The sequence below is a fragment of the Paenibacillus sp. FSL R5-0345 genome (genome assembly GCF_000758585.1).
Lineage (GTDB): Bacteria > Bacillota > Bacilli > Paenibacillales > Paenibacillaceae > Paenibacillus_AQ.
In genome coordinates, this window is sequence record NZ_CP009281.1 from 304,890 (window position 1) to 328,081 (window position 23,192).

The window sequence follows — 23,192 nt, forward strand, 5'->3', positions numbered from 1 at the left end:
ACATTGGAATAATATAGCGATAATACACCGGATGTATACTTTCCAGATGATCTCCAATGTATATTTATGCACTGGGTCACAATCAAACTTATGGGGAGTGTTCGGAGTTTTGAGAATAACAGCAAAAGCTAAACGTTTTCTATCCGGTGTAATTGCAAGCAGTCTGATGTTGGGGATAATGGTTCCAGCAGGATATGCTGAAGAGCAGCTGGATACGGAGCAGACATCTTCCGAATTAGGATTACATGTTGATGAACAGGATCAGCTACTTACACTTATGAGTCAAACAAACGTGACAACAGCTGTGTATGCGACACCTACCCATCCGGGATCTTTACTTATTACAGAGGTTGTTCCGGATACTAAAAATGTAAAAGGCACCAATGGAACCTCTGTAGATGGTTATGAATTTGTTGAAATCTATAATAATACGGACGAGCCAGTTAACTTTAAGGATTATTATTTCTTTTATAATGACAATGATACTTGGACACCAAATGGAGATGCGGTCATACCGGCGCATGGGAATATCGTCTTCTGGATTATGAACGGTAATAATCTGAATGTTCCAGCCGAGGATTTCATCAAAAACTTTAATCCTTCAGCAACTCTTCAGGAAGGAGTGAACCTGTTCCGTATCAATGGTGGGGGTGGTATGGCTAACACTTCTCCTCGTAACTTACAAATTAAGAGTAAAGCAGGAGATACTTTAATTGTTTCTGCTTCTTATGGGAAAGAACAGGTGAAGGAGAATAACGGCATATTCTATCAATTCTCTCAAGCAGACAGCTCTACAATGAGTCTCATGCCAAATTCGGGAACCGGTGCGGCTACACCTGGAACTGTAGAGCCAGAACAGCTTCCTAAGCCAGTGCCTGGAGACAAACAGCCGGTGATTGAACACCACCCACTGAGCAGTGTAGATCCAGTTGATCTTTCCATCACCGCGAAGATTACGAACTTAGAGAATGGACCAGACGGAACGCTAACGGTAGTGAAGTTGCAATACGGCTCTCCTTCTCAGGTGAAAGATACGGTAATCACCATGACCTCAAAAGGCGAGGGGGAATATACGGCGGTAATTCCCGCGGCTGCGCTGGAAGAGCCAGAACTGCACTACAGCATCCGCGTGAACAATGTAACGGAGAACTATTCTGTTCATGTGAACCTGCCCGCGTTCGACACGAACAATGTGCCGAAGCTTCTAATTACAGAGCTGCTGCCGAATTCGACGAATGTAAAGGGAACGAGCAGTGACGCTTTTGAATTCATTGAGGTGTATAACAATACTGACGCACCGATTGATTTCAAGAACTACAAGATCTATTATCGTTATCCTGATAAAGGTAACGCTTCTGATGTGAAGTGGCCCTCGACGAAGGAAAGCTTTGTAATTCCTCCACAGCAGTCCGTGGTGTTCTGGATTATTAATAGTGCTAATAGTACATACACTGCCAATGATTTCAATACAGAATTTAACACTAATCTGGTTGATGGTACGAATCTCTTTCTAATCAAAAGCGATGGGATGGCCAACTCTGGCCGCCGGGCAGTCGTAATCAAGAGTAATACGGAGAAGGAAATTTCCTCTGCGTATTATGATGCCGACCTTACCTATGATGGTGGAGCTAAAGGTGATGACACCAAAGAAAATAAAGCCCTTCTATACAAGTATCCCGTGAATGGGCAAAGCAAAATGCTCAAGATTAGCACAGGTTCGGCTGCTCCATCACCAGGGCAGGTGGATGCAGCGCTGCTACCTAACACACCGATTCATGTGGAGCCGGATACCGAGAATCCGACGGTAAATGATCTGACTGCTATAACGGAGATTGATCAGTCGATGAGTCTCGATTTGAAGGCTTTCGCGGATGACAATAAAGCCGTTACATCCGTAGAAGTAAGAGTAGCTTCGGATAAGCAGCCTGATTTTGTCAGTCATAATCTTTCTCAAGATTTCAATGACAGTCTGTATCATTATAAATTGTCATCTGCTGATCTGATTGGTAGGAATGAAATACAGTATTATTTCGTCGTATCTGACGGCACGAATGAGACCGAATCTCCGGTAATGAAAGTGAAAATCACAGGTGGTCCCGATCAATCAGCGCTTCGTTTGAATGTGAAGGATGGACAATTCATTAATGGCTCTATGACGGTAAAAGGAACCTCTGCCACTGCCAAAGCTGATGAAGTGGACCTGACCATCGACAATAAGGTGCTCGGCAATAACGAGGTATATGCCGCGCTTGAGAATGATGCTTACTTTGTATTTGATGCGAAGAATGTAGATTATTATTTCAAAAACGGTATCACCATGGGACCAGAAGAATTAGGGGATGCGAGTATTCTGTACACCTTTATGGACCCGATTACTACGTATACGACATTAACCTTTCCGATCTCCTCTGCCGCTTTACAAGTAGGCAAGGATAATGTGATTTACATTCGGGCGGGCTCTAAATCATCGCCTTTTGACCCTCGTCCTGAGGAGAATAAAGATGATTTCGAAGTGAAGAATGTGCGCCTATTACTTGCAGACGGCACAGAAATTTGGGACCCTGCTTATGCAGAACGTGATAAAGAAATTAAGATGGGGGACAGCGCAGGTAAGCATGAATCCATCGGCTTCCGGTTCGATCTGAAATCGGATTTATTCCGTTCAAAGGCGTATAACTGGAAAACTAAAGAAGTAACTGACGGAGAACATAAAGTAACAGTGACCGAAGGTGGATCCAAGGTATCTTCAAATGTAATTGTAGACAATACGCCGCCATCTATTAAAGCTTCGATTGAAGAAGGAAAAACTTATCGTGGTAATTTCATAATTACTACTGAGATCAAGGATACTTACGCAGGTGTAGATAAAGTTAGCGTGAAGCTGGATGGCAATGTTATTGAACTGCCTTATGCTACTTCATCCGGAAAGCTGTCCGGTGGAGACCATGCGCTTTCTATCACCGCATTAGATAAGATAGGTAATCAGGTGGAAAAGGTAATTACATTCCATGTACCGAATGAAAATCCATTTGCACCACTCCTGATCTCACCTCAGAACTGGGAGATTGGTGTGGGTACGAATCCGACCTTGAAGGTTAAGGTTGAAGATCCTAACCAGGATAAGATGGATGTTACCTTCTATAGAGGCTTCAAGTACGATGGTAACCATCCAGAGCAAGGATTTACTGGATTTAAGAACGCATCCGATACAGAACCGCCGAAGCAATCCGTTCCTGCGGGCGAAGAAGCCCTTAGCAGTGACGAATACAGCAAAATAAGTGCAGTTGACGGACAGTACCTAATTAACGATGCTGTTGAGCAATTCCCATATCAGCGTTATGAAATTAAGCTGGATGAATCCGTGAAGGCTTCAGATCGTGTGGATATTGAATGGAAGGGGAATTCACTTCCAGGCCGTAAAGTAAGTCTCTACGCGTGGAGTCCTGCCGGACAAAAATGGATACAGTTGGATCATTTAATCGCTGGTACTGAGGATTTTGAACTGAAATCTACGGTGACTGCTGGAGATTATAGAAATGGAAATAGCATTGCGGTGATGGTTCAGGATGAGATCGCGTCCGTGGCTAAGACTGCAGCTACAGTAACGCAAGACACTTATGATTTTTCCTTTGTATGGATGTCTGATACGCAATATTATTCTCAAAGCTATCCTTACATTTACCAGAAAAATGTGAAGTGGATTGCTGAGAATAAGGATAATTTGAATTTGAAATATGTTATTCATACCGGAGATGTAGTGGATAAGTCCTATCAAGAATATCAATGGGAAGAAGCCGATCGGGACATGAAGGTACTCGAGGATGCAGGTATTCCTTATGGTGTTCTTGCAGGGAACCATGATGTAGGTCATCAAACCGGAGATTATACGAAATTCTGGCAGTACTTTGGTGAATGGAGATTCAAGGACATGCCAACTTTTGGCGGTTCCTATGACAACAACCGGGGCCATTATGATTTGGTATCTGCGAACGGAAATGACTTCATTATCGTATATATGGGCTGGGGACTGGCTGAAGAAGAGATTGAATGGATGAATGAGATTGTCGCTCGTTATCCAGAGCGTAAAGCGATTCTTTGTCTTCATGAATACCTGCTCGTATCTAATAACCGCGCACCGATTGCAGATACAATCTTTGAAAAGGTTGTAAAACCTAACAAGAACGTAATCGCAGCTTTGTCCGGTCATTATCATGATGCAGAGCTTAAGGTAGATGAGCTGGATGATAACGGAGATGGCATTGCGGACCGCAGTGTATATCAAATGCTGGCAGACTATCAAGGTGCCGAAGAGGGCGGACTTGGTTATATTCGTCTCCTTCAGTTCGATGTAGCTAACAATAAGCTCCGAGTGAAGACTTATTCGCCTTATTTAGATGATTATAATTATTATGATGAAAATGAGTTCCCGGGCAAAGATGAGTTCGTACTAGATCTCGATCTGCAGCCTGTAACCAAACGTGTAGCTACCGATTACATCGGAGTTAAGGTTTACAGTGATCAGACAATCGCGACCAATCAGCAAGTAGAGAGCGGTGCGGAGACTCAGGTTACTTGGAGTAAGCTTAATCCAGAAAGCTACTACCAGTGGTATACAAAAGTCGAGGATGATAACTCTGGTAGTGTGCTTTCAGACATTTGGGGCTTCTACACTGGGAAAGAGAATGTAACACCGACACCAGAGGTGACACCAACACCGACACCAGAGGTATCGCCATCGCCAGAAGTGACGCCGACACCAGCACCTGAGGTGACATCGGCACCTCCAGTAGTTTTACCTGTGCCAACAGTGACTCCAACGCCTACAGCCACACCTGGAGCGGAAAAAGGAAACATTGAACTGGCATTAGGAAGTAATGGAACGTATACAGCTGATCCGTCAGCCTTGAAGAAGCTGATAGAGGAAGCTGCTACAGGGGGAAGCCTAAAGATTAGCGTAGGCGGGGCAACCTCGACTCAAGGTCAGATTAGAATTGCTCTTGATGCAGCGGCCGTTCAACAGGCTGTCGATAAGAAGTTGAATTTGAATATTGTTTCATCTAACGTTACATTAAGCGTACCAACAAGCTCTTTACCAGCGATCCCGGCCGGCAGTGACATGCTGCTGCTGAGCGTTGATACAAATACGACAGCTGTACAAAGCAATGTCGCTGGAATGAGTCCATCCAAGGCTACCGTTACGCTGAACCTCAGTACATCAGCAGGAGGCAAAGAAACGGCTATCCACCAGCTTAAAGGTGCTGTTACGATTACCTTGACGCTGACTAAGGAACAGCTTGCCAAGATCGATACGGATTTTGCAGGTGTCTATTATGTAAATGGCAGTACGCTGGAATATTTAGGTGGGGTGTTCAAAGATAATACCGTTACCTTTACAACCGATCATTTCTCTTCCTTCGCGGTGCTGGAATATGTTAAGCAGTTTAGTGATACCTCTGGTCACTGGGCAGAGCCGTACATTTCCAAGCTGACGGCTAAGCATGTGATTAAGGGTATCGACGATACGCACTATGGTCCACAAGCGAATGTAACCCGTGCAGATTTTGTTACACTAGCCATTCGTTCACTCGGATTGAATGAGACAAGTGAAACTACGGGGAATGGTGCTTTTGCAGATGTATCAAAAGATGCTTATTATGCATCATCGATAGACAAGGCTGTTCAGCTCGGACTCATCCAAGGCAGTGATAGCAAGTTCCGTCCTAAGGATGCGATTACACGTGAAGAAGCGGCGGTTGTCCTGCAGAAATTGATACAGTACAAAGCTGGAACACAGTCTTCCGTTGCTGCTATTGCAAGCTTTAAGGATATGAGCAGCGTATCAGAGTGGGCGAAACAAGCGGTAAGTGAATTGAAAGCTAAGGGAATCCTTGATGGCAAGGGCGACAATAACTTCGATCCACGTGGCAAAGTAACCCGTGCTGAAATTGCAAAACTGCTGTATGGAATAATCAATTTATAAGAATAGTATGGCAAAGGCAGGCAGAGGTAACTCTGGTCTGCTTTTTGTCGTTTTATGTATTTCACCCCCGCTTTTTTTCTTGTAAAGTAGGAAATTCTTACTATTCATATGATTTTTCATATATAATATTTTTGAATAAATTTTTAATAGACTTTATCCGGCAGTCATTCTCCTTGTTACGGCACTTCTTCCAATTGGCGCAGGAATGGGTATTCATCCATGGGTGCTTGTATTCCTTATTCTGTTATCTACTGACCCCTTCTTCTTTGCTTATCCATCACTAACGTATCTGACCACTTATTATAGTGCTGAAGGTAAATTCTTTACCTACAAGCATGCTCAAAAGATTGCCTTAGATTATGGACTTTTCGTTATATTACTAGCGATCCTATGTATTCCTTATTGGCGCTGGCTCAGACTCATTCCATAATACATAGATTGGAGAAACAAACCTTGAAAGTAAAGTTAGCACATATTTTGCTTCTACTTACGATGATTTTTGCGGTTCTTCTGTACAGAGGGAGTCTGGACTCTATTGATCATCTGTTACAAGATCGCGTGATGCAGCACGAGCGGTCTGTGGATACTACGATTGCTATTATCGGGATAGACGATCAAAGCTTGAAGGACTTTGGCAGCTGGCCGTGGAGCAGAAATGTTCATGCACAGCTGTTAGATACACTCTCTGAGGGACATCCTGCTGTGATCGGCTTTGACCTGACGTTCCCGGTGGGCTCAGAAGATCCCGAGGCAGATACAGAATTCGCTGCGGCTGTCGCTCGGGCGGGAAATGTTGTTCTGCCCGTATACGGTACTTTTGCATCTAATACTGAACAAGGAAAAATAGAAGCGCTGGAGCTGTCCCAGCCGTTTGAAGCCTTGCGAGAGGTTGCGGCTGCAACCGCGCACATTAATACCATTACCGATACAGACCGTGTGGTGCGTAAGGCCCTTTATTCTTTTGATTATGAAGGTGAGTCTATTCACAGCTTGTCATGGACGGTCTATCAGAAATATCGAGAGGCGATGGGAAGCACTGCTGATCCGCAGAAGCTCCCGCTGGATGACTTTGGACGGTTTTATATCCCCTATTCAGGTGGCAAAGGCGCCTTTGAAGAGATTCCTTACTCGGCCGTGCTTAGCGGAGAGGTCCCACCCTCTTATTTTGAGAATAGAATTGTGCTTATCGGACCTTATGCTACAGGGTTTAAGGATGACTTCCTAACACCGATTAGCGGAAAAAACACGTTATACGGTGTGGAAATTCATGCGAATATCATCCAGTCTCTGCTCGACGATAATTATAAACGAGTGCTGGACTGGAAGTGGAACGAAGTAGTGCTCTTGCTAGTTGCGCTCCTGGCGTATCTACTATTCCGTAAAGTGAAGATGCTGTATTCCTATGCGGCCATTGTGGTCATCATTGCGCTACTAATTTTTGCGGGTCGTTATTTCTATGATCAGGGTACGGTGATTTCACTAGGTTATGTGATTCCCCTTCTAATCGTTAGTTGTATTATCGTGATAGCTTTTCAATATTTAGAGGAGTTGATGGAAAAACGTAGAGTTACGGATATTTTTGGCCGATATGTTGCTCCACAGGTTGTGGATCAAATTCTCAAGAACGGTCAAGAAGGTCTGAAGCTGGGAGGAAGTCGCAGAGAGCTAACCTTGTTATTCGTAGATATTCGAGGCTTCACCCCGTTGTCAGAGGCTGCTGAACCGGAGGAGATTGTAGAGATTCTGAATGAGTATCTGGATCTGACCGCGGGTTGTATTTTTGAGTTTGATGGCACACTGGACAAGTTTATCGGGGATGCCACGATGGCGATATTTAATGCTCCATTGCTGCTAGAAGATCATCCGATGCAAGCGGTGAAGGCCGCGTGGGCGATGAAGGAGGGTTCGGCGGCGGTAGAACAAAAGCTGTTTGAACGCTTTGGCCTAGTAGTTAAATTTGGTATTGGGGTACATACTGGCCCTGCTGTATTTGGGAACATCGGCTCTAAGACACGGATGGATTATACAGCGATTGGAGACACCGTCAATACGGCAGCCCGTCTGGAAAGCAATGCGAAGCCTGGACAAATCCTCATCAGTGAGGCTACCTACGCTTTTGTAAAAGATAGAGTATCAGCCGTTTCATTAGGAGAGATCAAGGTAAAGGGCAAAGAACAGGGAATTAGTGTTTATGAATTGGAGGGGTTGAAATGAAATCATTGAAGCTTACACTGTCATTTATTCTATTGTTCAGTATTCTTTGGCCGGCGGTTGTCACACAGGCGAAGGACAGCGTCAAGGTAGGGAAAATAACCGCGGTCTCAGGCAAGTCTGAGGTGAAAAAGAGCGGGGGGACGAAGAAATTTAATGCTTTTAAAGGAATGGCGATTACGCAAGGCGATACGATTATAACGGGCACTGACGGGCAAATCAGCCTCGACCTCGATGCTAACAAAGAAGTTACAATCGGAGCAAACACTACGCTTACCATTAGCCAATTAGTCGAAAGTGCAAAAGCGCTCGGCGGAAAGACAAGTCTGAAGCTGCAAAACGGGCAAGTCCTGATCAAGGTGAAAAAGAAACTGGATGGCGACTCCCGTTTTGAGATTGAGACCCCGACGGCGATCATGGGCGTGATGGGTACAGAGTTTTTTGTTAGTGTTAATAGCCAAGGCAATGTAGTCCTTAATGCTGGGGGAGGAATTAGCGGCGATTATTTGGGAGTTCTGGAAGGAACAGTCCATGTAATTCCGTCTAATGATCCCACACTAATTGAGCGTATGATAACAGCATCCCAACAGTTAATTATGGAGAATCAACAATGGACACAGGGGCAGCTGTCCCTGAATGCATTACCGCAATTTGCGCTAGAGCAGCATTTGAAATATCTGAACGAAGAAGAGATATTGGAATTCGAATCGGTTAAGAAAAAAATCGAGCAACTACTCGAGCAAATAAAAGCCACGATGCCCATTCACTCAAGTCCGCCTATTCCAACCATTCCACCTCAGATTAACTATGATCTATCTAGTTCGGCTCCCTTAGATATGACGAGACCAACACCGCCGACGAGACCTACACCAACGCCGACACCGACACCGGAGCCGACAGCAACGCCGACACCGGAGCCGACAGCAACGCCGACGCCGGAACCGACAGCAACGCCAACGCCGGAACCGATAGCAACGCCGACGGAAACTCCAAATCCACTCGGTGCACCTGAGATAGACCAGCAGGAATTTAGAGAACATATCTATGACTATCTCGTCCGTGATAATGAGATTGTTTTGCCGTTTACAGTACCGTTAGATTTTAATATTGCAGATGACTCTAATCCTAATGCCGCCAGGGATGGTGTGAGTGTTACCTTAAATCAGAGTGAGGACACGCTCGATTTAGGTGAGGTATACATTCGAGAGAATAAGCTTCACATTCAGCTGCGTGAATCACTTCCTTATAAGTCATTCGTTCAAATCAAGGTTAATGGTGGTTTGTTAAAGAATACCCTTACCGGGGGGCAGGTACAGGAAGAGGTTCAACAGATAGCAGACGGCGGGTTTTACTTTAAAGGAGAAATCACTCCGAGTTATTTTAACCATACGGGTCCTATAGGTGAAGATGAAGCGCCGGAATTTATCATTCATTCGCTAGGTTATGATGTAGGGGAGATCAGATATCATTATGAATATGATCTTGGAGATCCATTTCCACTAGAAGATACGGATTATGTACTGGATCGGAACGATGAGAATACCTTTGTACTTAAACTTACTCCGGCATTCTTGAATAGACTAACTCCCGAACCTTATATTGTTATCATTCCACTGGTGAGGGTTGAAGATACTGAAAACGGCCCTGTAGAGGTAATAATAGATAACCTCCAGATTAGATTGTCTTTGTTATTTTAAAGGCGCAATAACCTTCGAGAGGAGAAAATAACGTAATGAAAAAGGAACTTATCTCCATCGTTTGTGGATTAATGCTCGTAAGCGCAGTACCATCTAGTATCGTTACCGCAGAGGCAGTGCAGCCCACAAGCGGCAACGTTCAAGGAAGTATAGATCAGAACATCTCTTCTAACGCCGTACTCTCTCTTAAACAGCCATGGGGACTAACTTCTGTACCTGGCAGTAATGAACTCATCATCGTACAGTCCGGAAGCGGTACGATCAACAAGTGGAGTAATGGAGCGTTACAGACAGTGGCTGGACAAGGTGCTGAAGGATATATCGATGGCAAGAGTGCAAAGGCCTTGTTTAATCATCCGACGTACACCGCTGCTGACAGTAAAGGCAATATCTATATCAGTGATACCGATAACCATGTCATTCGAAAAATTAAGGATGGAGAAGTGTATACCCTCGCAGGAACGGGAGTATCAGGCTATAAAGATGGACCGCCTGATGTGGCGCAATTTAACGCGCCGGGTGGATTGGCAATAGACAGCAATGACAACATATATGTAGCGGATACACTGAATCATGTGATTCGTAGAGTTACACCAAAAGGTATTGTGACTACGTTTGCGGGTCTGCAGGCCAATAATGGTGCTTATTTGGACGGAGCAGTAGCTTCAGCCAAGTTCAATGAACCACAGGGTCTTGTATTCGATGAATCTGGCAATCTCTATGTAGCTGACAGTGGGAATCAGATGATCCGGTTAATTAAAGGCGGTAAGGTGGAGACCTTTGCAGGCAAAGCAACCCTTGTTGATCCAGTAACTGGCTATATGGCTGGAGGGTTCCAGAATGGAGAGCGTCTATCGGCGTTGTTCAATCGTCCTCGTGGACTAGCCTATGCCAATGGGGTATTGCTGATTGCAGATAGTCTGAACTATCGCGTTCGGGCTATCCAAAAGGATGGGAAAGTTATAACAGTTGCAGGGCAGGCGAACTCGGGAGATCAGGTTGGAGTATTGGATCAAGTAATGTTTGATCAGCCTTCCGGTGTTGCACTTGCCTCTGGTAAGCTGTATGTGACCGATACGCTGAATAACAAGCTAAAGGTATTGAATCTTGATCTGCAAGCCCTTAAGCCATTGCGTAGCGAGGCTGATCTGCTTGATGCAGTTCCACTGCTGCCAGCCGGTAAGAACATGCAAGTATGGTTGGATGGAGCGCAGGTGAAGTTCAATAGTGCTATTCAACCTCTTAAAGAGTCGGGAAAAATATATTTACCAGTTAGAGCGCTATTTAGCTCATGGGGAGCGGACATTCGCTGGGATGCGGCAAGCAAAGAGACGATGATTAGCAAAGGGGATTGGACACTCACCCTAAAGCCAGACGTAAGCCTTAATGTGCAAAACATAAAGGGTACTTTGTATGTGGCAGCCGATTATTTGCCGACCATTTCATCTTTTATGCAGGTATACGATGAGGGCAGTAACGCAATTGTGCTGGAAAGTGGACAATAATCATTCAGTATATCCTTTAAATAAGTTTAGGCTGTCGAGAAAAGTCTCGACAGCTTATTTTTATAAGGATAATCCTTCAACGACTTTATCAATATTCCATTTAATCATCTTAATGTAGGTGTCGCCTTCTTCGCCTTTCTTAGCTAAAGAATCGGTAAAAATCTTAGAATGTATCGGTACTCCCGTTTCATTGGAGATGGTTTCCATTGTTTTTGGATTTACGCTCGTTTCCAGAAATAAAGCGGGCACTTGATTTTTATCAATAATGTTAATGATGTTTTTCATTTGTTCTGGCGTTCCTTGACTGTCGGTATTGATTTCCCAAATAAATGCGGACTCAAATCCGTAGGCTTTTGAAAAATATTTAAATGCCCCTTCGCTTGTAACCAAAATGCGTTTCTCCTGTGGGATTTTTTCTACCGCTTCTTTGGCGTATTGATCCAATTCATTAAGTTTCTTAACATATTCTGATTGGTTATGAAGATAAAACTCTTTGTTGTCCGGATCTTTTTCGATTACACGTGTAGTGATGATATCTACATATTTAATCGCATTCTGAATATCTAGCCAGGCATGAGGATCTTCCTGAGTTTCTTTTCCTTTTTCCGTTAGGTACATTGGAGTTACTTCATCCGAGACTGCAAAAGCAACGTCCTTTTTATTAGTGACATCAAGAAGGTCCTGGAACCATCCTTTCCCTGTTTCTAGGTTCATCCCATTATAAAAAACTAAATCTGCACTAGAGACTTTACTTGTATCCTTGGGTAGCGGATCGTACATATGCGGATCTGTTCCGATGGGAACCATGCTATAGACCTCAGCTTTTTCCCCTACAATATTTTCGGTCATATCCGCGATAATGGAGTAGGTTGCAACAATCTTCAGTTTGTCATTGTCTGCCTCTCCCTCACTAACGTTTGAACATGCGGTAACTAGTAAGATGAATATTGTCAAAGAGAGCATCTTTATTGTTTTTTTCATCCTTGTTTAACCCCTTTTCTTAGAAAATTATTTTTAGGCGAGATAATAAATGATATAGCAAACAAACTTACCCCTACTAGAACAATGGTGGCACTTGTAGGTAAATTGAATCTAAAGCTAATGATCACACCTATAATTCCAGATACAGCGCCGAGGGTAGAAGCCAGGATAATCATGTGGATCAGCTTATTCGTCCAAAGATAGGATGTAGCTGCTGGAATAACCAGCATTGCAATCACAAGCACTATTCCAACTTGAGATAATGAGGATACGGTAACCACGGATAGCAGCATCATCAATAGATAATGATAGAACCCCGTTTTTAAACCAAATGCCTTAGAGACGACAGGATCAAACGAACTAATTAACAGCTCTTTATACAACAATGAAATGATAGCTATAACAACAAGCATGATAATAAATGACTGCATTAACTCGGACTGCGGGACGGCTAAAATGTTACCAAATAAAATGTGAGTTAGATCAAGCCCGCTTTTGGCAAACGTGATGAGGACAATCCCCAGTGCAAAAAAAGAGCTGAGAATAATTCCGATCGAGGTATCACTTTTGATATTGCTGCGACTTGTTATGAATTGAATGAGGATGGCTGCTAAAAGTCCAAACAATGAAGCTCCCACAAGAATGTTGATCCCTAAAATATAAGATAACGCCACACCCGGTAATACAGCATGAGACAAAGCATCTCCCATTAATGACATTTTTCTGAGTACAATAAAACTTCCTAAAACCCCTGAAACAATGCCAAGAATGATAGCAGACAATCCGGCGTTAAGTGCATAGATGGGAATGTTTAATAACGATGAGAAATAATCAATCATTATCGGCGCCTCCCATCCCTTTGATCACCAGATTACCTAAGGAGGCACCATAGGCACTGAGGATATTCTCCGGAGTAAACGTGTCTTTAACGTCACCAAAAGCAATCAGCTTTTTATTGAGAATGATGACTTTGTCAAAATATTCTTCGACTTCATGTAAATCATGATGAACGATCAATATGGTTTTCCCTTCTTCGCGAAGCTGTTTAAGCAGTTTTACAATAATTTTCTCACTGACTAGATCTATGCCGACAAAAGGTTCGTCTAAAAAAAACACATCTGCTTTTTGGGCAAGCGCTCTAGCAATAAAGACTCTTTGAAGCTGCCCTCCAGACAAATTACTAATTTGTTTATTTGCAAGATCACTTATATCTACCATGGTCATACATTCCTCGACGCATTGCCGCTCTTGTTTCCCGGGGCGCTGAAAGATCTTCAGGTTTGGGTATGTTCCAGTCAGCACTGTATCCTTCACCGTAATTGGAAAAGTAAGATCAATGTCATTTTTTTGCGGTACATATGCGATCTTACGCTTATACTCAGAAATGTCTCTTCCCTCTACCATCACCGTTCCGCTTCTTTTCTTAATTACTTCTAACAACGACTTAATGAATGTGGATTTCCCTGCACCATTTGGCCCGATAATTCCGACCGTATATCCAAAGGGAATATCAATATTTACATTTTCTAGAGCTGAATTACCGAAGTAATCCACGTTTAGGTTTCTAATTTCAATCATTAAAAAGCTCCTCGTCTTGAAATTTATTGATTTGTTTCCTGTTGGAAACATTTATTTCAATTATCTAATTTGTTTCCCTAGGTAAACATTTATTCTTAGGTACAATATATTTAACAATGGGCAAATTGTCAATGAAAAAGCTTAAATTTTATGTGATTTTGAGTTGGAACAAGCACTCGATTTATGCCATTATGGATGTGATTTTTTAGTATTTAAAATACATACTTGACAGGTAGGAATAAAGGGTTATATGATATCACCAATAGTTAAACAGTAATTAAATGAACAGTGAAATAATTCATCCGAGCTGATTGGACCACCAAAGGCTCCCGTACTTTCCCTTGTCAGGGACTTGTGCTGGGAGTCTTTTTTGTTGGCTATGGAGAGAGATGAGGTAGGCATGAGCGATACGTATTGGAGACAGCTGGAGGAGACGGATTGGGGATTTCGCAAGGTGGTTCGCAGATTCGTAAAGGAGCGGGATAAGGTCACTGTGGAAGGGATCTCCTTACCAGGCATGCTGATTCTGCACAAAATCATTCGCGAGGGTGAACAGCGGCTTGGGGATTTAGCGGATGAACTGGACTTTACGTCAGGTGCGATCACCGCTTTGAGCGATAAGCTTGAGACAGGCGGATTTACTGTACGGAGACGTAAGGAGGGAGACCGCAGGACGGTGATGCTGGACATTACAGATAAAGGCCGGGAGATGGCGGAGCTTAACAGCAACATTGGGGAACGATGTATTTCGCTTCTGTTTGAGGGGTTTACGGAAGAGGAATTGGCACAGCAAAGTCAATTCTATCAGCGGATCATCAGCAATCTGGAGGGATTCTCAGAAACCTTGCTGAAGCTGGCGAAGGAGAATGCGGAGACCGAGTCTGCACCGAACCTTGAACAGAAGCCACGAGCAGTCACAAAGAAAAGTAATTATCTTAGCTATTAAAAAATCAAATGTAGGAGAGATGAACGATGGGACATTCAACCATATATCCAACTGGGGCAACTGTATATAATCCGGGCAAAGCATGGAGCGGCTATACTGTATTTCAAGCAGGTGAAGAAGGTGTTGTACTGATAGATATGAACGGTAAAGAAGTGCATTTGTGGAAGGGACTGCTCGGGTTTCCGGCTAAAATCTTCCCTGGTGGTTATGTGCTAGGCAGCACAGGTAGAAGAGATCCCAAATTTGGCATTCAGGATAATGTAGATCTGGTGCAGGTCGATTGGGACGGTAACATCGTGTGGAGATATAACAGCTATGAGCATATAGAAGATCCGGGTTATGAACCCCTCTGGTATGCCCGCCAGCATCATGACTATCAGCGCGAAGGCAATCCAGTGGGTTATTTTGCACCAGGGCTAGAGCCAAAGGTAGACGGTGGAAACACCCTAATCCTCGCTCACAAAAATATTTACAACCATCAAATCTCCGACAAGCAGTTGCTGGATGACACGATCATCGAAGTGGACTGGGAAGGGAACATCGTTTGGGAGTGGGCTCCAAATGAACATTTTGCAGAGCTTGGCTTTGATGAAGCGGCCAAAAACGTTCTATTCCGTGATCCTAACTCACGCTCCTTCGGGAATCTGGGCGGGGGTGTAGGTGACTGGTTGCATATCAACTCAGCTTCCTATGTAGGACCTAATAAATTTTATGATGCAGGAGATGAGCGTTTCCATCCGGATAACGTGATCTGGGATGCGCGGGAAGCGAATATTATCGCAATTACAGATAAGCGTACTGGAGCTATCGTTTGGAGAATCGGTCCAGATTACTCATTACCGGAATTGAAGCATATCGATTGGATCATTGGCCAGCATCATGCACACATCATTCCGAAGGGCTTACCGGGAGAAGGCAACCTACTCGTATTTGATAACGGAGGTTGGGGCGGTTATGGTCTTCCCAATCCATCTTCACCCTTTGGGCAAAAAAATGCACTCCGCGACTACTCTCGAATTCTAGAGATTAATCCAGTGACACTCGAAATTGAATGGCAGTATACCGCGGCAGAAGCAGGCTTCTCCGTTCCGACGGATTCTTACAAATTCTACAGTCCTTATATCAGCTCAGCACAGCGGCTTCCGAATGGCAACACCTTAATTACAGAAGGATCTAACGGTAGACTTTTCGAGGTTACGCCAGAGCATGAACTGGTCTGGGAATATATCTCACCGTATAACGATTCCAGAAATACAAACATGGTTTACCGTTCCTATCGTGTGCCTTATGCGTGGGTACCACAGCTGGAGCAGCCGGAAGAACAAGCGATTGAGGGGATAGATGTCACGCAGTTCAGAGTGCCAGGGGCCGCGCCTAAAGGTTCGGATTCTGTAGTAAGTGTGGCGACCACCCTGCCGTTTGTTGAAGGGGCTGCTTGTGTGGCGACAACAGATGAAGGTAGCAGCCGCAAAGCCAATGAACAAATTTAAGGGGGTGTCGTTGTGAAAAATTCATGGATCAGCTCAAGCTTCCTGCTCTTATCCTTATCCGTTGTTATCCTTTTATCAGGCTGCGGCTCCAAAGGTGATGCGTCGCCGGCTAAAGATGGAGCGGTTAGCGGCAAAGTAGAGACCTTGAAGATTAAAATCGCTGACATCAATACGAATCCAACTTTTCGTGTGGCATTAGATAAAGGTATCTTTGCGAAACACGGGGTAGACGCTGAACTAGTCAACTTTGGTTCCCCGGCAGAAGGTGTAAATGCACTCTTCATTAAGCAGGTGGATGTGGCTTTCGGGGCAGATTTTCCCCTGCTGAACGCAGTGTCGAAAGGAGATTACGCGATCATCGCTTCAGCGGGTCTGGCGACAGATGAAGCTTCTACAGAATGGAAGCTGTTCGTACAGGATGATATCAAGACAGCTGAGGAATTGAAGGACAAGAAGCTGAGCTTTATTCGTGGAACCTTCATTCCGTACCTTTGGGATGAATATTTGAAAGAGCATCAACTTGCATTAAGTGATGTGGAGCTGATAGGACAAGGAGCATTTGATGAGTCTTATATCGCTTTGAAGCAAGGGGCTGTGGATGGGGCATGGTTCTATGGTTCCGTTCTTAATGATAAGCTGGGTGCCCTTGCAGGTGTTCATGAGCTGACGGATATGTCTAAAACAACCGTACGATTAGGAATGGGCATTGTAGCAGGAAATGATTTTATAACAAAAAATCCTGAGGGGATTGCGAACTTTCTCGCAGCAGTGGATGAAGCTGGGGTCTATGCACAGGCTCATCCCGATGAGGTTGCTGATTTAATGTACGAGGAAGTGAAGCAGCCTAAGGAATCCACGATTAAAGATCTTCCGAACAATCCGTGGGCCCTCGGATTCACGCAGGCGGCTTATGACAGTCTGACTAAGCAGAAGAATTATATGGTCGACACTGGAATCATCGAGAAGGATTTCGATTTGGATAGCAAGCTGAATCTTGAACCATTGACCAAAGCTTTGCCGGAAGAAGTCACGTATAAGAAATAGGAGGGTTCAAAATGTCATTGCCTGCTAAGCAGCACACCATTCATATTGAGCAGCTTCGCAAGAGCTACAGTGAGCCAACCGCCGGAGACGTTCATTATATTATTAAAGATGTGGATCTCATAATCAAAGGCGGAGAGTTCTTCGTTCTACTTGGTCCAAGTGGCTGCGGAAAATCGACGCTGCTGAATATGATCGCCGGATTTGTTTCCAAATCTGGCGGTAACCTTCGGGTGGATAACGAAGAGGTAAATAAGCCTGGCAGAGATCGGGCAGTTGTGTTTCAACAAGCGGACTCCTCTTTATTCCCTTGGCTAACAGTTCGAGAGAATGTGGAGTTCGGACTGCGAATGAAGAAAATTGCAAAGGCAGAACGGCGCACGATATCGGATAGGTTCATCGGGCTTGTAGGTCTGAACGGGCATGAGGAGAAGTTCCCGAAGGAGCTATCAGGAGGGATGAAGCAGCGTGTTCAGCTGGCACGGGTGCTCGCCAATGATCCGGCAATCCTGCTGATGGATGAGCCCTTTGGTGCACTTGACGCGATGACCCGGAGGACAATGCAGAAGGAGCTGGTCAATATCTGGCAACAGACGCATAAGACAGTGATTTTTGTAACCCATGATATTCAGGAAGCCTTGCTGCTGGGGGAACGGATCGGCATTATGTCTGTAGGGCCTTCCTCTAATATCACGGACATTTATGACAACATGTTGCCTTATCCGCGGGACATCGCATCACCGGAATTTTACTCGTTATACAATCAAATTCAGAGCCATTTCGAAGAATAGGATAGGGTGGGGCAGATGATGAAATGGGTAGAAAAGAAATGGGTTTCTGTATCTATACTATGGATTGCCGCACTCTGCATCTGGCAGCTTGGGGCGGTGATCTACGGTCCTGATGTGATCCCTGGACCGTGGAGTACGCTTCAGGGTGGCCGGGAACTGCTGGAAGACGGCACCTTGATGCAATATATCGGCATTAGCTTTTACCGGGTGCTTATTGGCTGGGTACTCGGCAGTTTAATGGCGATTCCTGTAGGATTGGTAATTGGAAAGGTGAATGTGATTCGTATCTTTGCAGAGCCTTTTCTGAACTTTATCCGTTTTATCCCGCCGATTGCGTTCATTACATTGTTTCTCGTGTGGTTTGGCATTGGAGAGCAGTCGAAGATTGCGTTGATTATGTACGCTACCTTTTTTATCGTGGTGCTGAATACCTTAACCGGTGTAATGTCTGTGGAGGAGGATAAAATCCGCTCAGCCCGCAGTATGGGCGCCAGTGAGTGGCAAATCCTGATTCATGTGATTGTCCCGGCGACGATACCGTATATTTTTACAGGCATCCGGTTAGCGATGGGAACGTCGTATATGGCAATAATCGGTGCGGAAATGATTGCTTCGAACGAAGGTGTAGGTTATCTGATTTGGAATTCACGGTTATTCTTTCGTACAGATTGGATTTTTGTAGGGTTATTCTGCCTTGGCTTTATGGGCTTTTTCACGGATCGGTTATTTGGGTGGTTCGGTAAGAAAGTGCTCTATAGATACGGCGTGGTTAGTGTCGCGGCGCGTAGAAGGTAGTGTAACTTTATTTAATAAAATAATGTAAACACCAAAGCTGCCTGAGGAAATCAGGTGGTTTTTTGGTATGTCTTATTTTTTATTTACAAATATTCCTATTCTCCTTAATGTCACGAAAATAGTACACGCCTATACTGCAATTGGGTGCCTAACAGTTGGAGCATAGAGAAGCCCGCAAATAAGAAATAGGAGTGAAGGGGAAATCATGAAAAAAGGGATCAAAAATCAATTATCGATGGGTCTAATATTATCCTTGCTCGTCCTGTTGCTTGCTGCTTGTGGAAATTCGGCCAAGGCTGAGGAAACAACGAATGGAAATGCTGGCACCAAAGAGTTAAGTCTGACCGAGATCGAGAATAAAGCTAAAGAAGAAGGCAGTGTTATCAGTGTGGGAATGCCGGATTCCTGGGCGAATTGGAAAGATACATGGAGTGATATGAGTAGTAAGTATGGTCTTACACATTCAGATACGGATATGTCGAGCGCGGAGGAAATTGCCAAGTTTGATGCAGAAAAAGATAAGCCAACGGCTGACATTGGAGATGTAGGGATCGCTTTTGGATCGGTTGCCGTAGATAAAGGAGTAACACAGCCTTATAAAACGTCCTACTGGGATGAAATCCCCGATTGGGCTAAGGATAAAGACGGAAATTGGATTGTCGGCTATCAAGGCACAATTTCTTTTCTGACGAACACCAAGCTTGTGGCTAATCCACCGAAGAGCTGGGAAGATCTGAAGAACGGCAGCTACAAAATCATCGTTGGCGATGTAACCAAAGCTGCTCAAGCTCAGATGGCTGTATTGGCGGCAGCAATTGCCTTTGGCGGTGATGAGTCGAACATTGAGCCGGGGATCGCTTTCTTCGAGGACTTGGCTAAAAAAGGACGCCTCTCCAATGCAGAAGCTTCCCTTGCCAATATCGAAAAAGGGGAAGTAGAAGTTACCCTGCTGTGGGATTTCAACGCTTTGAACTATAGAGATCAAATCAACAAAGATGGCTTCGCGGTAGCCATTCCGAAGGAAGGCAGTGTGGTGAGCGGTTATGCAACGATCATTAACAAATATGCACTGCATCCTAATGCTGCGAAGCTGACTCGTCAGTACATCCTTAGTGATGAAGGACAGATTAATCTTGCCAAAGGGTACGCTCGTCCGATCCGTGACAGCGTAACGCTGCCGGATGATGTTGCGGCTAAGCTGCTGCCAAAAGAGGAATATGTCAATGCTAAGCCTGTTGGTGATTACAAGGTGTGGGAAGAGACAGCTAAGACCATTCCGCAATTATGGCAGGAACGTGTGCTTGTGCATTTGAACTAGAATTGTTCTTCCCTAAAAAAAGAAGCAGGGCGCCTTCGTCACGATGCCGTAAGGTGCCCTTGTTCTATTCCCGCGACAAGGAGTGAGGAAGTTGAAACAGAAAAGCCGCGGTGTGATTCTGGCACTCATTCCGTTTGCACTGATGGTGTTGGCATTTCAGCTGGTACCTGTATTGTCCATGCTGACGGGAAGTTTCCAAAAGGCAGACGGAACTGGGTTTACGCTAGGCAATTATCTGCATGCACTGCAAAGTCCCTATTACATGCAGGCGATCAAGAACAGCTTGCTAATCTCTTTAACTTCAAGTCTGATAGGGATCATTGTCGGACTTTTTTGTGCATATTGTATTACTCGGTTCACTCCAAAGGTAAGGGACAGACTCTTAATGCTGTCGAATATGACCTCTAACTTTGCGGGGGTCCCGTTAGCTTTTGCATATATTATTTTGCTCGGAAATAACGGGGTGTTTACGCTTTTATTCAAACAGTGGGGCTGGAGTGTTTTTGCCGACTTTGATTTATATAGCTGGTCTGGTCTGATTCTGGTGTATGTCTATTTTCAGGTTCCGTTAGCCTTACTGCTCTTATATCCGTCTTTTTATGGCATTCGTGAGCAGTGGAGAGAGGCGGCGTCCTTGCTGGGGGCAGGACCGTGGCAGTTCTGGAAGACGATTGGGCTACCGATTCTAACCCCGGCGATATTTGGCACGCTCGGGATTCTTTTTGCCAATGCAATGGGCGCGTATGCCACGGCTTACGCATTGGTTGGCGGCAATTATAATCTGCTGGCGGTACGTATCGGTTCTCTGGTTGCTGGGGATGTGGTTACTCAGCCTGAAATGGGGAGTACGCTTGCTGTTTTGCTCGGTCTGATTACGATTTTGGCAGTTTATTTGAATCATCTGATGGTTCGGCGCACGGAAAGATTTGGAGCTAAAACGCTCAGTAAATCGAATGTAAAAGCCAAATCTTCTCGGCGCTTATGGACAGCAGCCAGTGAGGAGGCGCGGCAATGAATATACGTAAAGCGGGCTTTGCTCCGCGTACCTTCATGCTAATGCTCATGGCGTATTTATTACTTCCACTGCTGGCAACCGGTATTTATGCCTTCGCGCAGGACTGGCAGAATACCTTGTTGCCTCAAGCATGGACATTAAATTGGTTCGGAGAAATGTTTAAGGATATTCGTTTTTTGGAGGCGCTTTGGACCTCCCTGTATTTATGTCTGATCAGTGTAGTACTGAGTCTGGCCGTGATGCTGCCAGCTGTTTTTGTCATCACCATTTATTTTCCGCGTTGGGAGAACTTTATGAAGGTGATCGTTGTTCTGCCTTATGCGGTGCCCGGTGTAGTGGCTGCGGTGGGTCTTATTCGTACCTATTCCTCTGGTCCCTTGGATATCGCTGGAACAGCTTATTTATTGGTGGGAGCATATTTTGTAGTCATTCTTCCCTATATGTATCAGGGCATTCGCAATAGTCTGTTGACCGTTAACGCCGTAGAGCTGCTGCATGCTGCAGAATTGCTTGGAGCCCGCCGCAGAACGGCTTTTGTAAATGTGATTTTGCCAAATATCTGGCCTGGGGTTATCGTTTCGACCCTGTTATCATTCTCTGTTCTGTTTGGCGAATTTGTTCTTACCAACATGCTAGTTGGCGGACATATTCAGACGATTCAGGTATATCTATATCAAAGAATGGGCGAAAGCGGGCATTTAGCCAGCGCGATTGCGATCTCGTATTTTCTGTTTATTCTAGTCCTTTCGATGGTACTGATGAAGCTTGGCAAAAAGATGGGGGGAGGCGTTAAGGGATGAACGATTATCTGAAGCTGCAGGGTATACGTAAAATGTTCGGTGATACCTGTGTGCTAGACAATATAGATTTAGAGATTCGCGAAGGGGAGCTTGTGACGCTGCTGGGGCCCTCCGGTTGTGGCAAAAGTACGTTACTTCGCTGCATAGCTGGCCTTTCGGAACTGGATGGCGGCAGAATTGTTCTGGAAAATAAAGATCTGGTAAATCTGCCGCCCCGTAAACGCGAGGTGGGGATGGTGTTTCAGTCTTATGCTCTATTCCCTAATTTGACAGTGAGCCAAAATATTGAGTATGGAATGAAAATGCGTGGAGTATCCAAATCCGCCAGACGTAGCCGCTGCGAGGAACTGCTTGCTTTAGTTGATCTGGAGGAGAAGCGGGATGACTATCCGCAGTCACTCTCCGGTGGACAGCAGCAGCGTGTAGCATTGGCCCGTTCTCTAGCCGTGCAGCCCAAAGTATTACTGCTGGATGAACCCCTGAGTGCACTCGATGCCAAGATTCGCAAGAATCTACGTGCTGAAATTCGCGATATTCAGAAGCGTTTTAACATGACGACCCTATTCGTTACGCATGATCAGGAAGAGGCGCTGATCCTATCCGACCGTATCTGTATTATGAACGGTGGGCGAATTGTTCAGGATGGAACACCGGAAGGACTGTATACGGCGCCGCGGACAGAGTTCGTTGCCCGGTTCATGGGTAGTTATAACGTATTGACTCGGCCTGAAGTGATGGCGCTGTTCCATGGAATAGATAGTGGGATGGACAGCTTTGCCATTCGTCCCGAAGCCGTAACGCTGCTGCATGAGGGAGCGGGTCAACAGGAGGCTGCTGCCGGAGCGCAACTGGTGAATGGAATGATTAAATCGGTGTCTGTGCTTGGAAATATCATTCGATGTACGGTTGAGGCTGAAGGAATCCGCTTAACGGTTGATCTTTTAAATGATGGACGCTGGCTGCGGGTTGGAGAAGGGGACAAAGTCACATTGGCGCTGAACCCTTCCGAGCTTTTACATTTAGAGCGAGAAGGAGCGTGAGTAG

17 protein-coding genes are annotated in these 23,192 nt (G+C 44.9%); 14 read left to right on the plus strand and 3 right to left on the minus strand.

Annotated elements, in window-relative coordinates; all coding sequences use genetic code 11:
* Positions 1 to 109: 109 nt before the first annotated feature.
* The 5 genes from R50345_RS01410 (at position 110) to R50345_RS30025 (ending at position 11,393) form a co-directional block, all read left to right on the plus strand.
* Positions 110 to 5,980, plus strand: a complete 5,871-nt coding sequence (locus R50345_RS01410; RefSeq protein ID WP_052414422.1) for an S-layer homology domain-containing protein — start codon at positions 110 to 112, stop codon at positions 5,978 to 5,980.
* Between the two features lie 205 nt (positions 5,981 to 6,185).
* The gene (locus R50345_RS31065) at positions 6,186 to 6,410 is read left to right on the plus strand and encodes a hypothetical protein (RefSeq protein ID WP_139328429.1); all 225 of its coding nucleotides are present in this window, start codon (positions 6,186 to 6,188) and stop codon (positions 6,408 to 6,410) included.
* A 23-nt stretch (positions 6,411 to 6,433) separates the two neighbouring features.
* On the plus strand, positions 6,434 to 8,194 hold the full coding sequence (locus R50345_RS01415; RefSeq protein WP_052414423.1) for a CHASE2 domain-containing protein: 1,761 nt from the start codon (positions 6,434 to 6,436) through the stop codon (positions 8,192 to 8,194).
* On the plus strand, positions 8,191 to 9,888 hold the full coding sequence (locus R50345_RS01420; protein WP_042123481.1) for a FecR family protein: 1,698 nt from the start codon (positions 8,191 to 8,193) through the stop codon (positions 9,886 to 9,888). Before R50345_RS01415 ends, R50345_RS01420 begins: the two co-directional genes overlap by 4 nt.
* 35 nt (positions 9,889 to 9,923) lie before the next feature.
* Positions 9,924 to 11,393 carry a stalk domain-containing protein gene (locus R50345_RS30025; protein WP_052414424.1) on the plus strand — a complete coding sequence of 490 codons (1,470 nt, stop codon included), beginning with the start codon at positions 9,924 to 9,926 and terminating at the stop codon, positions 11,391 to 11,393.
* Positions 11,394 to 11,453: 60 nt separating this feature from the next.
* Here the strand turns inward: R50345_RS30025 and R50345_RS01430 are convergent, their stop codons facing one another.
* From R50345_RS01430 to R50345_RS01440, 3 genes are read right to left on the minus strand one after another with little or no spacing between them, the layout of a single operon-like run.
* Positions 11,454 to 12,374 (minus strand): metal ABC transporter substrate-binding protein, encoded by a 921-nt coding sequence (locus R50345_RS01430; RefSeq protein WP_042123482.1) that lies wholly within the window; start codon positions 12,372 to 12,374, stop codon positions 11,454 to 11,456.
* The gene (locus R50345_RS01435) at positions 12,371 to 13,213 is read right to left on the minus strand and encodes a metal ABC transporter permease (RefSeq protein WP_042123483.1); all 843 of its coding nucleotides are present in this window, start codon (positions 13,211 to 13,213) and stop codon (positions 12,371 to 12,373) included. Before R50345_RS01435 ends, R50345_RS01430 begins: the two co-directional genes overlap by 4 nt.
* On the minus strand, positions 13,206 to 13,949 hold the full coding sequence (locus tag R50345_RS01440; protein ID WP_331281369.1) for a metal ABC transporter ATP-binding protein: 744 nt from the start codon (positions 13,947 to 13,949) through the stop codon (positions 13,206 to 13,208). Before R50345_RS01440 ends, R50345_RS01435 begins: the two co-directional genes overlap by 8 nt.
* A 403-nt stretch (positions 13,950 to 14,352) precedes the next feature.
* Between R50345_RS01440 and R50345_RS01445 the strand changes: the two genes are divergently transcribed.
* The 9 genes from R50345_RS01445 (at position 14,353) to R50345_RS01485 (ending at position 23,188) form a co-directional block, all read left to right on the plus strand.
* Positions 14,353 to 14,898 (plus strand): MarR family winged helix-turn-helix transcriptional regulator, encoded by a 546-nt coding sequence (locus R50345_RS01445; protein ID WP_042131772.1) that lies wholly within the window; start codon positions 14,353 to 14,355, stop codon positions 14,896 to 14,898.
* 26 nt (positions 14,899 to 14,924) lie between these two features.
* Positions 14,925 to 16,388 carry an aryl-sulfate sulfotransferase gene (locus tag R50345_RS01450; RefSeq protein WP_042123485.1) on the plus strand — a complete coding sequence of 488 codons (1,464 nt, stop codon included), beginning with the start codon at positions 14,925 to 14,927 and terminating at the stop codon, positions 16,386 to 16,388.
* A gap of 12 nt (positions 16,389 to 16,400) precedes the next feature.
* Entirely contained in the window at positions 16,401 to 17,432 is a 1,032-nt protein-coding gene (locus tag R50345_RS01455) for an ABC transporter substrate-binding protein (RefSeq protein WP_042123486.1), read from the plus strand.
* Between the two features lie 11 nt (positions 17,433 to 17,443).
* Entirely contained in the window at positions 17,444 to 18,220 is a 777-nt protein-coding gene (locus R50345_RS01460) for an ABC transporter ATP-binding protein (RefSeq protein ID WP_042123487.1), read from the plus strand.
* Positions 18,221 to 18,238: 18 nt separating this feature from the next.
* The gene (locus R50345_RS01465) at positions 18,239 to 19,015 is read left to right on the plus strand and encodes an ABC transporter permease (RefSeq protein ID WP_042123488.1); all 777 of its coding nucleotides are present in this window, start codon (positions 18,239 to 18,241) and stop codon (positions 19,013 to 19,015) included.
* 205 nt (positions 19,016 to 19,220) lie between these two features.
* Positions 19,221 to 20,333, plus strand: a complete 1,113-nt coding sequence (locus R50345_RS01470; protein WP_042123489.1) for an ABC transporter substrate-binding protein — start codon at positions 19,221 to 19,223, stop codon at positions 20,331 to 20,333.
* 91 nt (positions 20,334 to 20,424) lie between these two features.
* Positions 20,425 to 21,348, plus strand: a complete 924-nt coding sequence (locus tag R50345_RS01475) for an ABC transporter permease (protein ID WP_042123490.1) — start codon at positions 20,425 to 20,427, stop codon at positions 21,346 to 21,348.
* On the plus strand, positions 21,345 to 22,148 hold the full coding sequence (locus R50345_RS01480; RefSeq protein WP_042123491.1) for an ABC transporter permease: 804 nt from the start codon (positions 21,345 to 21,347) through the stop codon (positions 22,146 to 22,148). The genes R50345_RS01475 and R50345_RS01480 overlap by 4 nt, the downstream gene beginning before the upstream one ends.
* Positions 22,145 to 23,188: an ABC transporter ATP-binding protein gene (locus tag R50345_RS01485; RefSeq protein ID WP_042123492.1), complete on the plus strand. Its 1,044-nt coding sequence runs from the start codon at positions 22,145 to 22,147 to the stop codon at positions 23,186 to 23,188. Before R50345_RS01480 ends, R50345_RS01485 begins: the two co-directional genes overlap by 4 nt.
* Positions 23,189 to 23,192 lie beyond the last annotated feature (4 nt).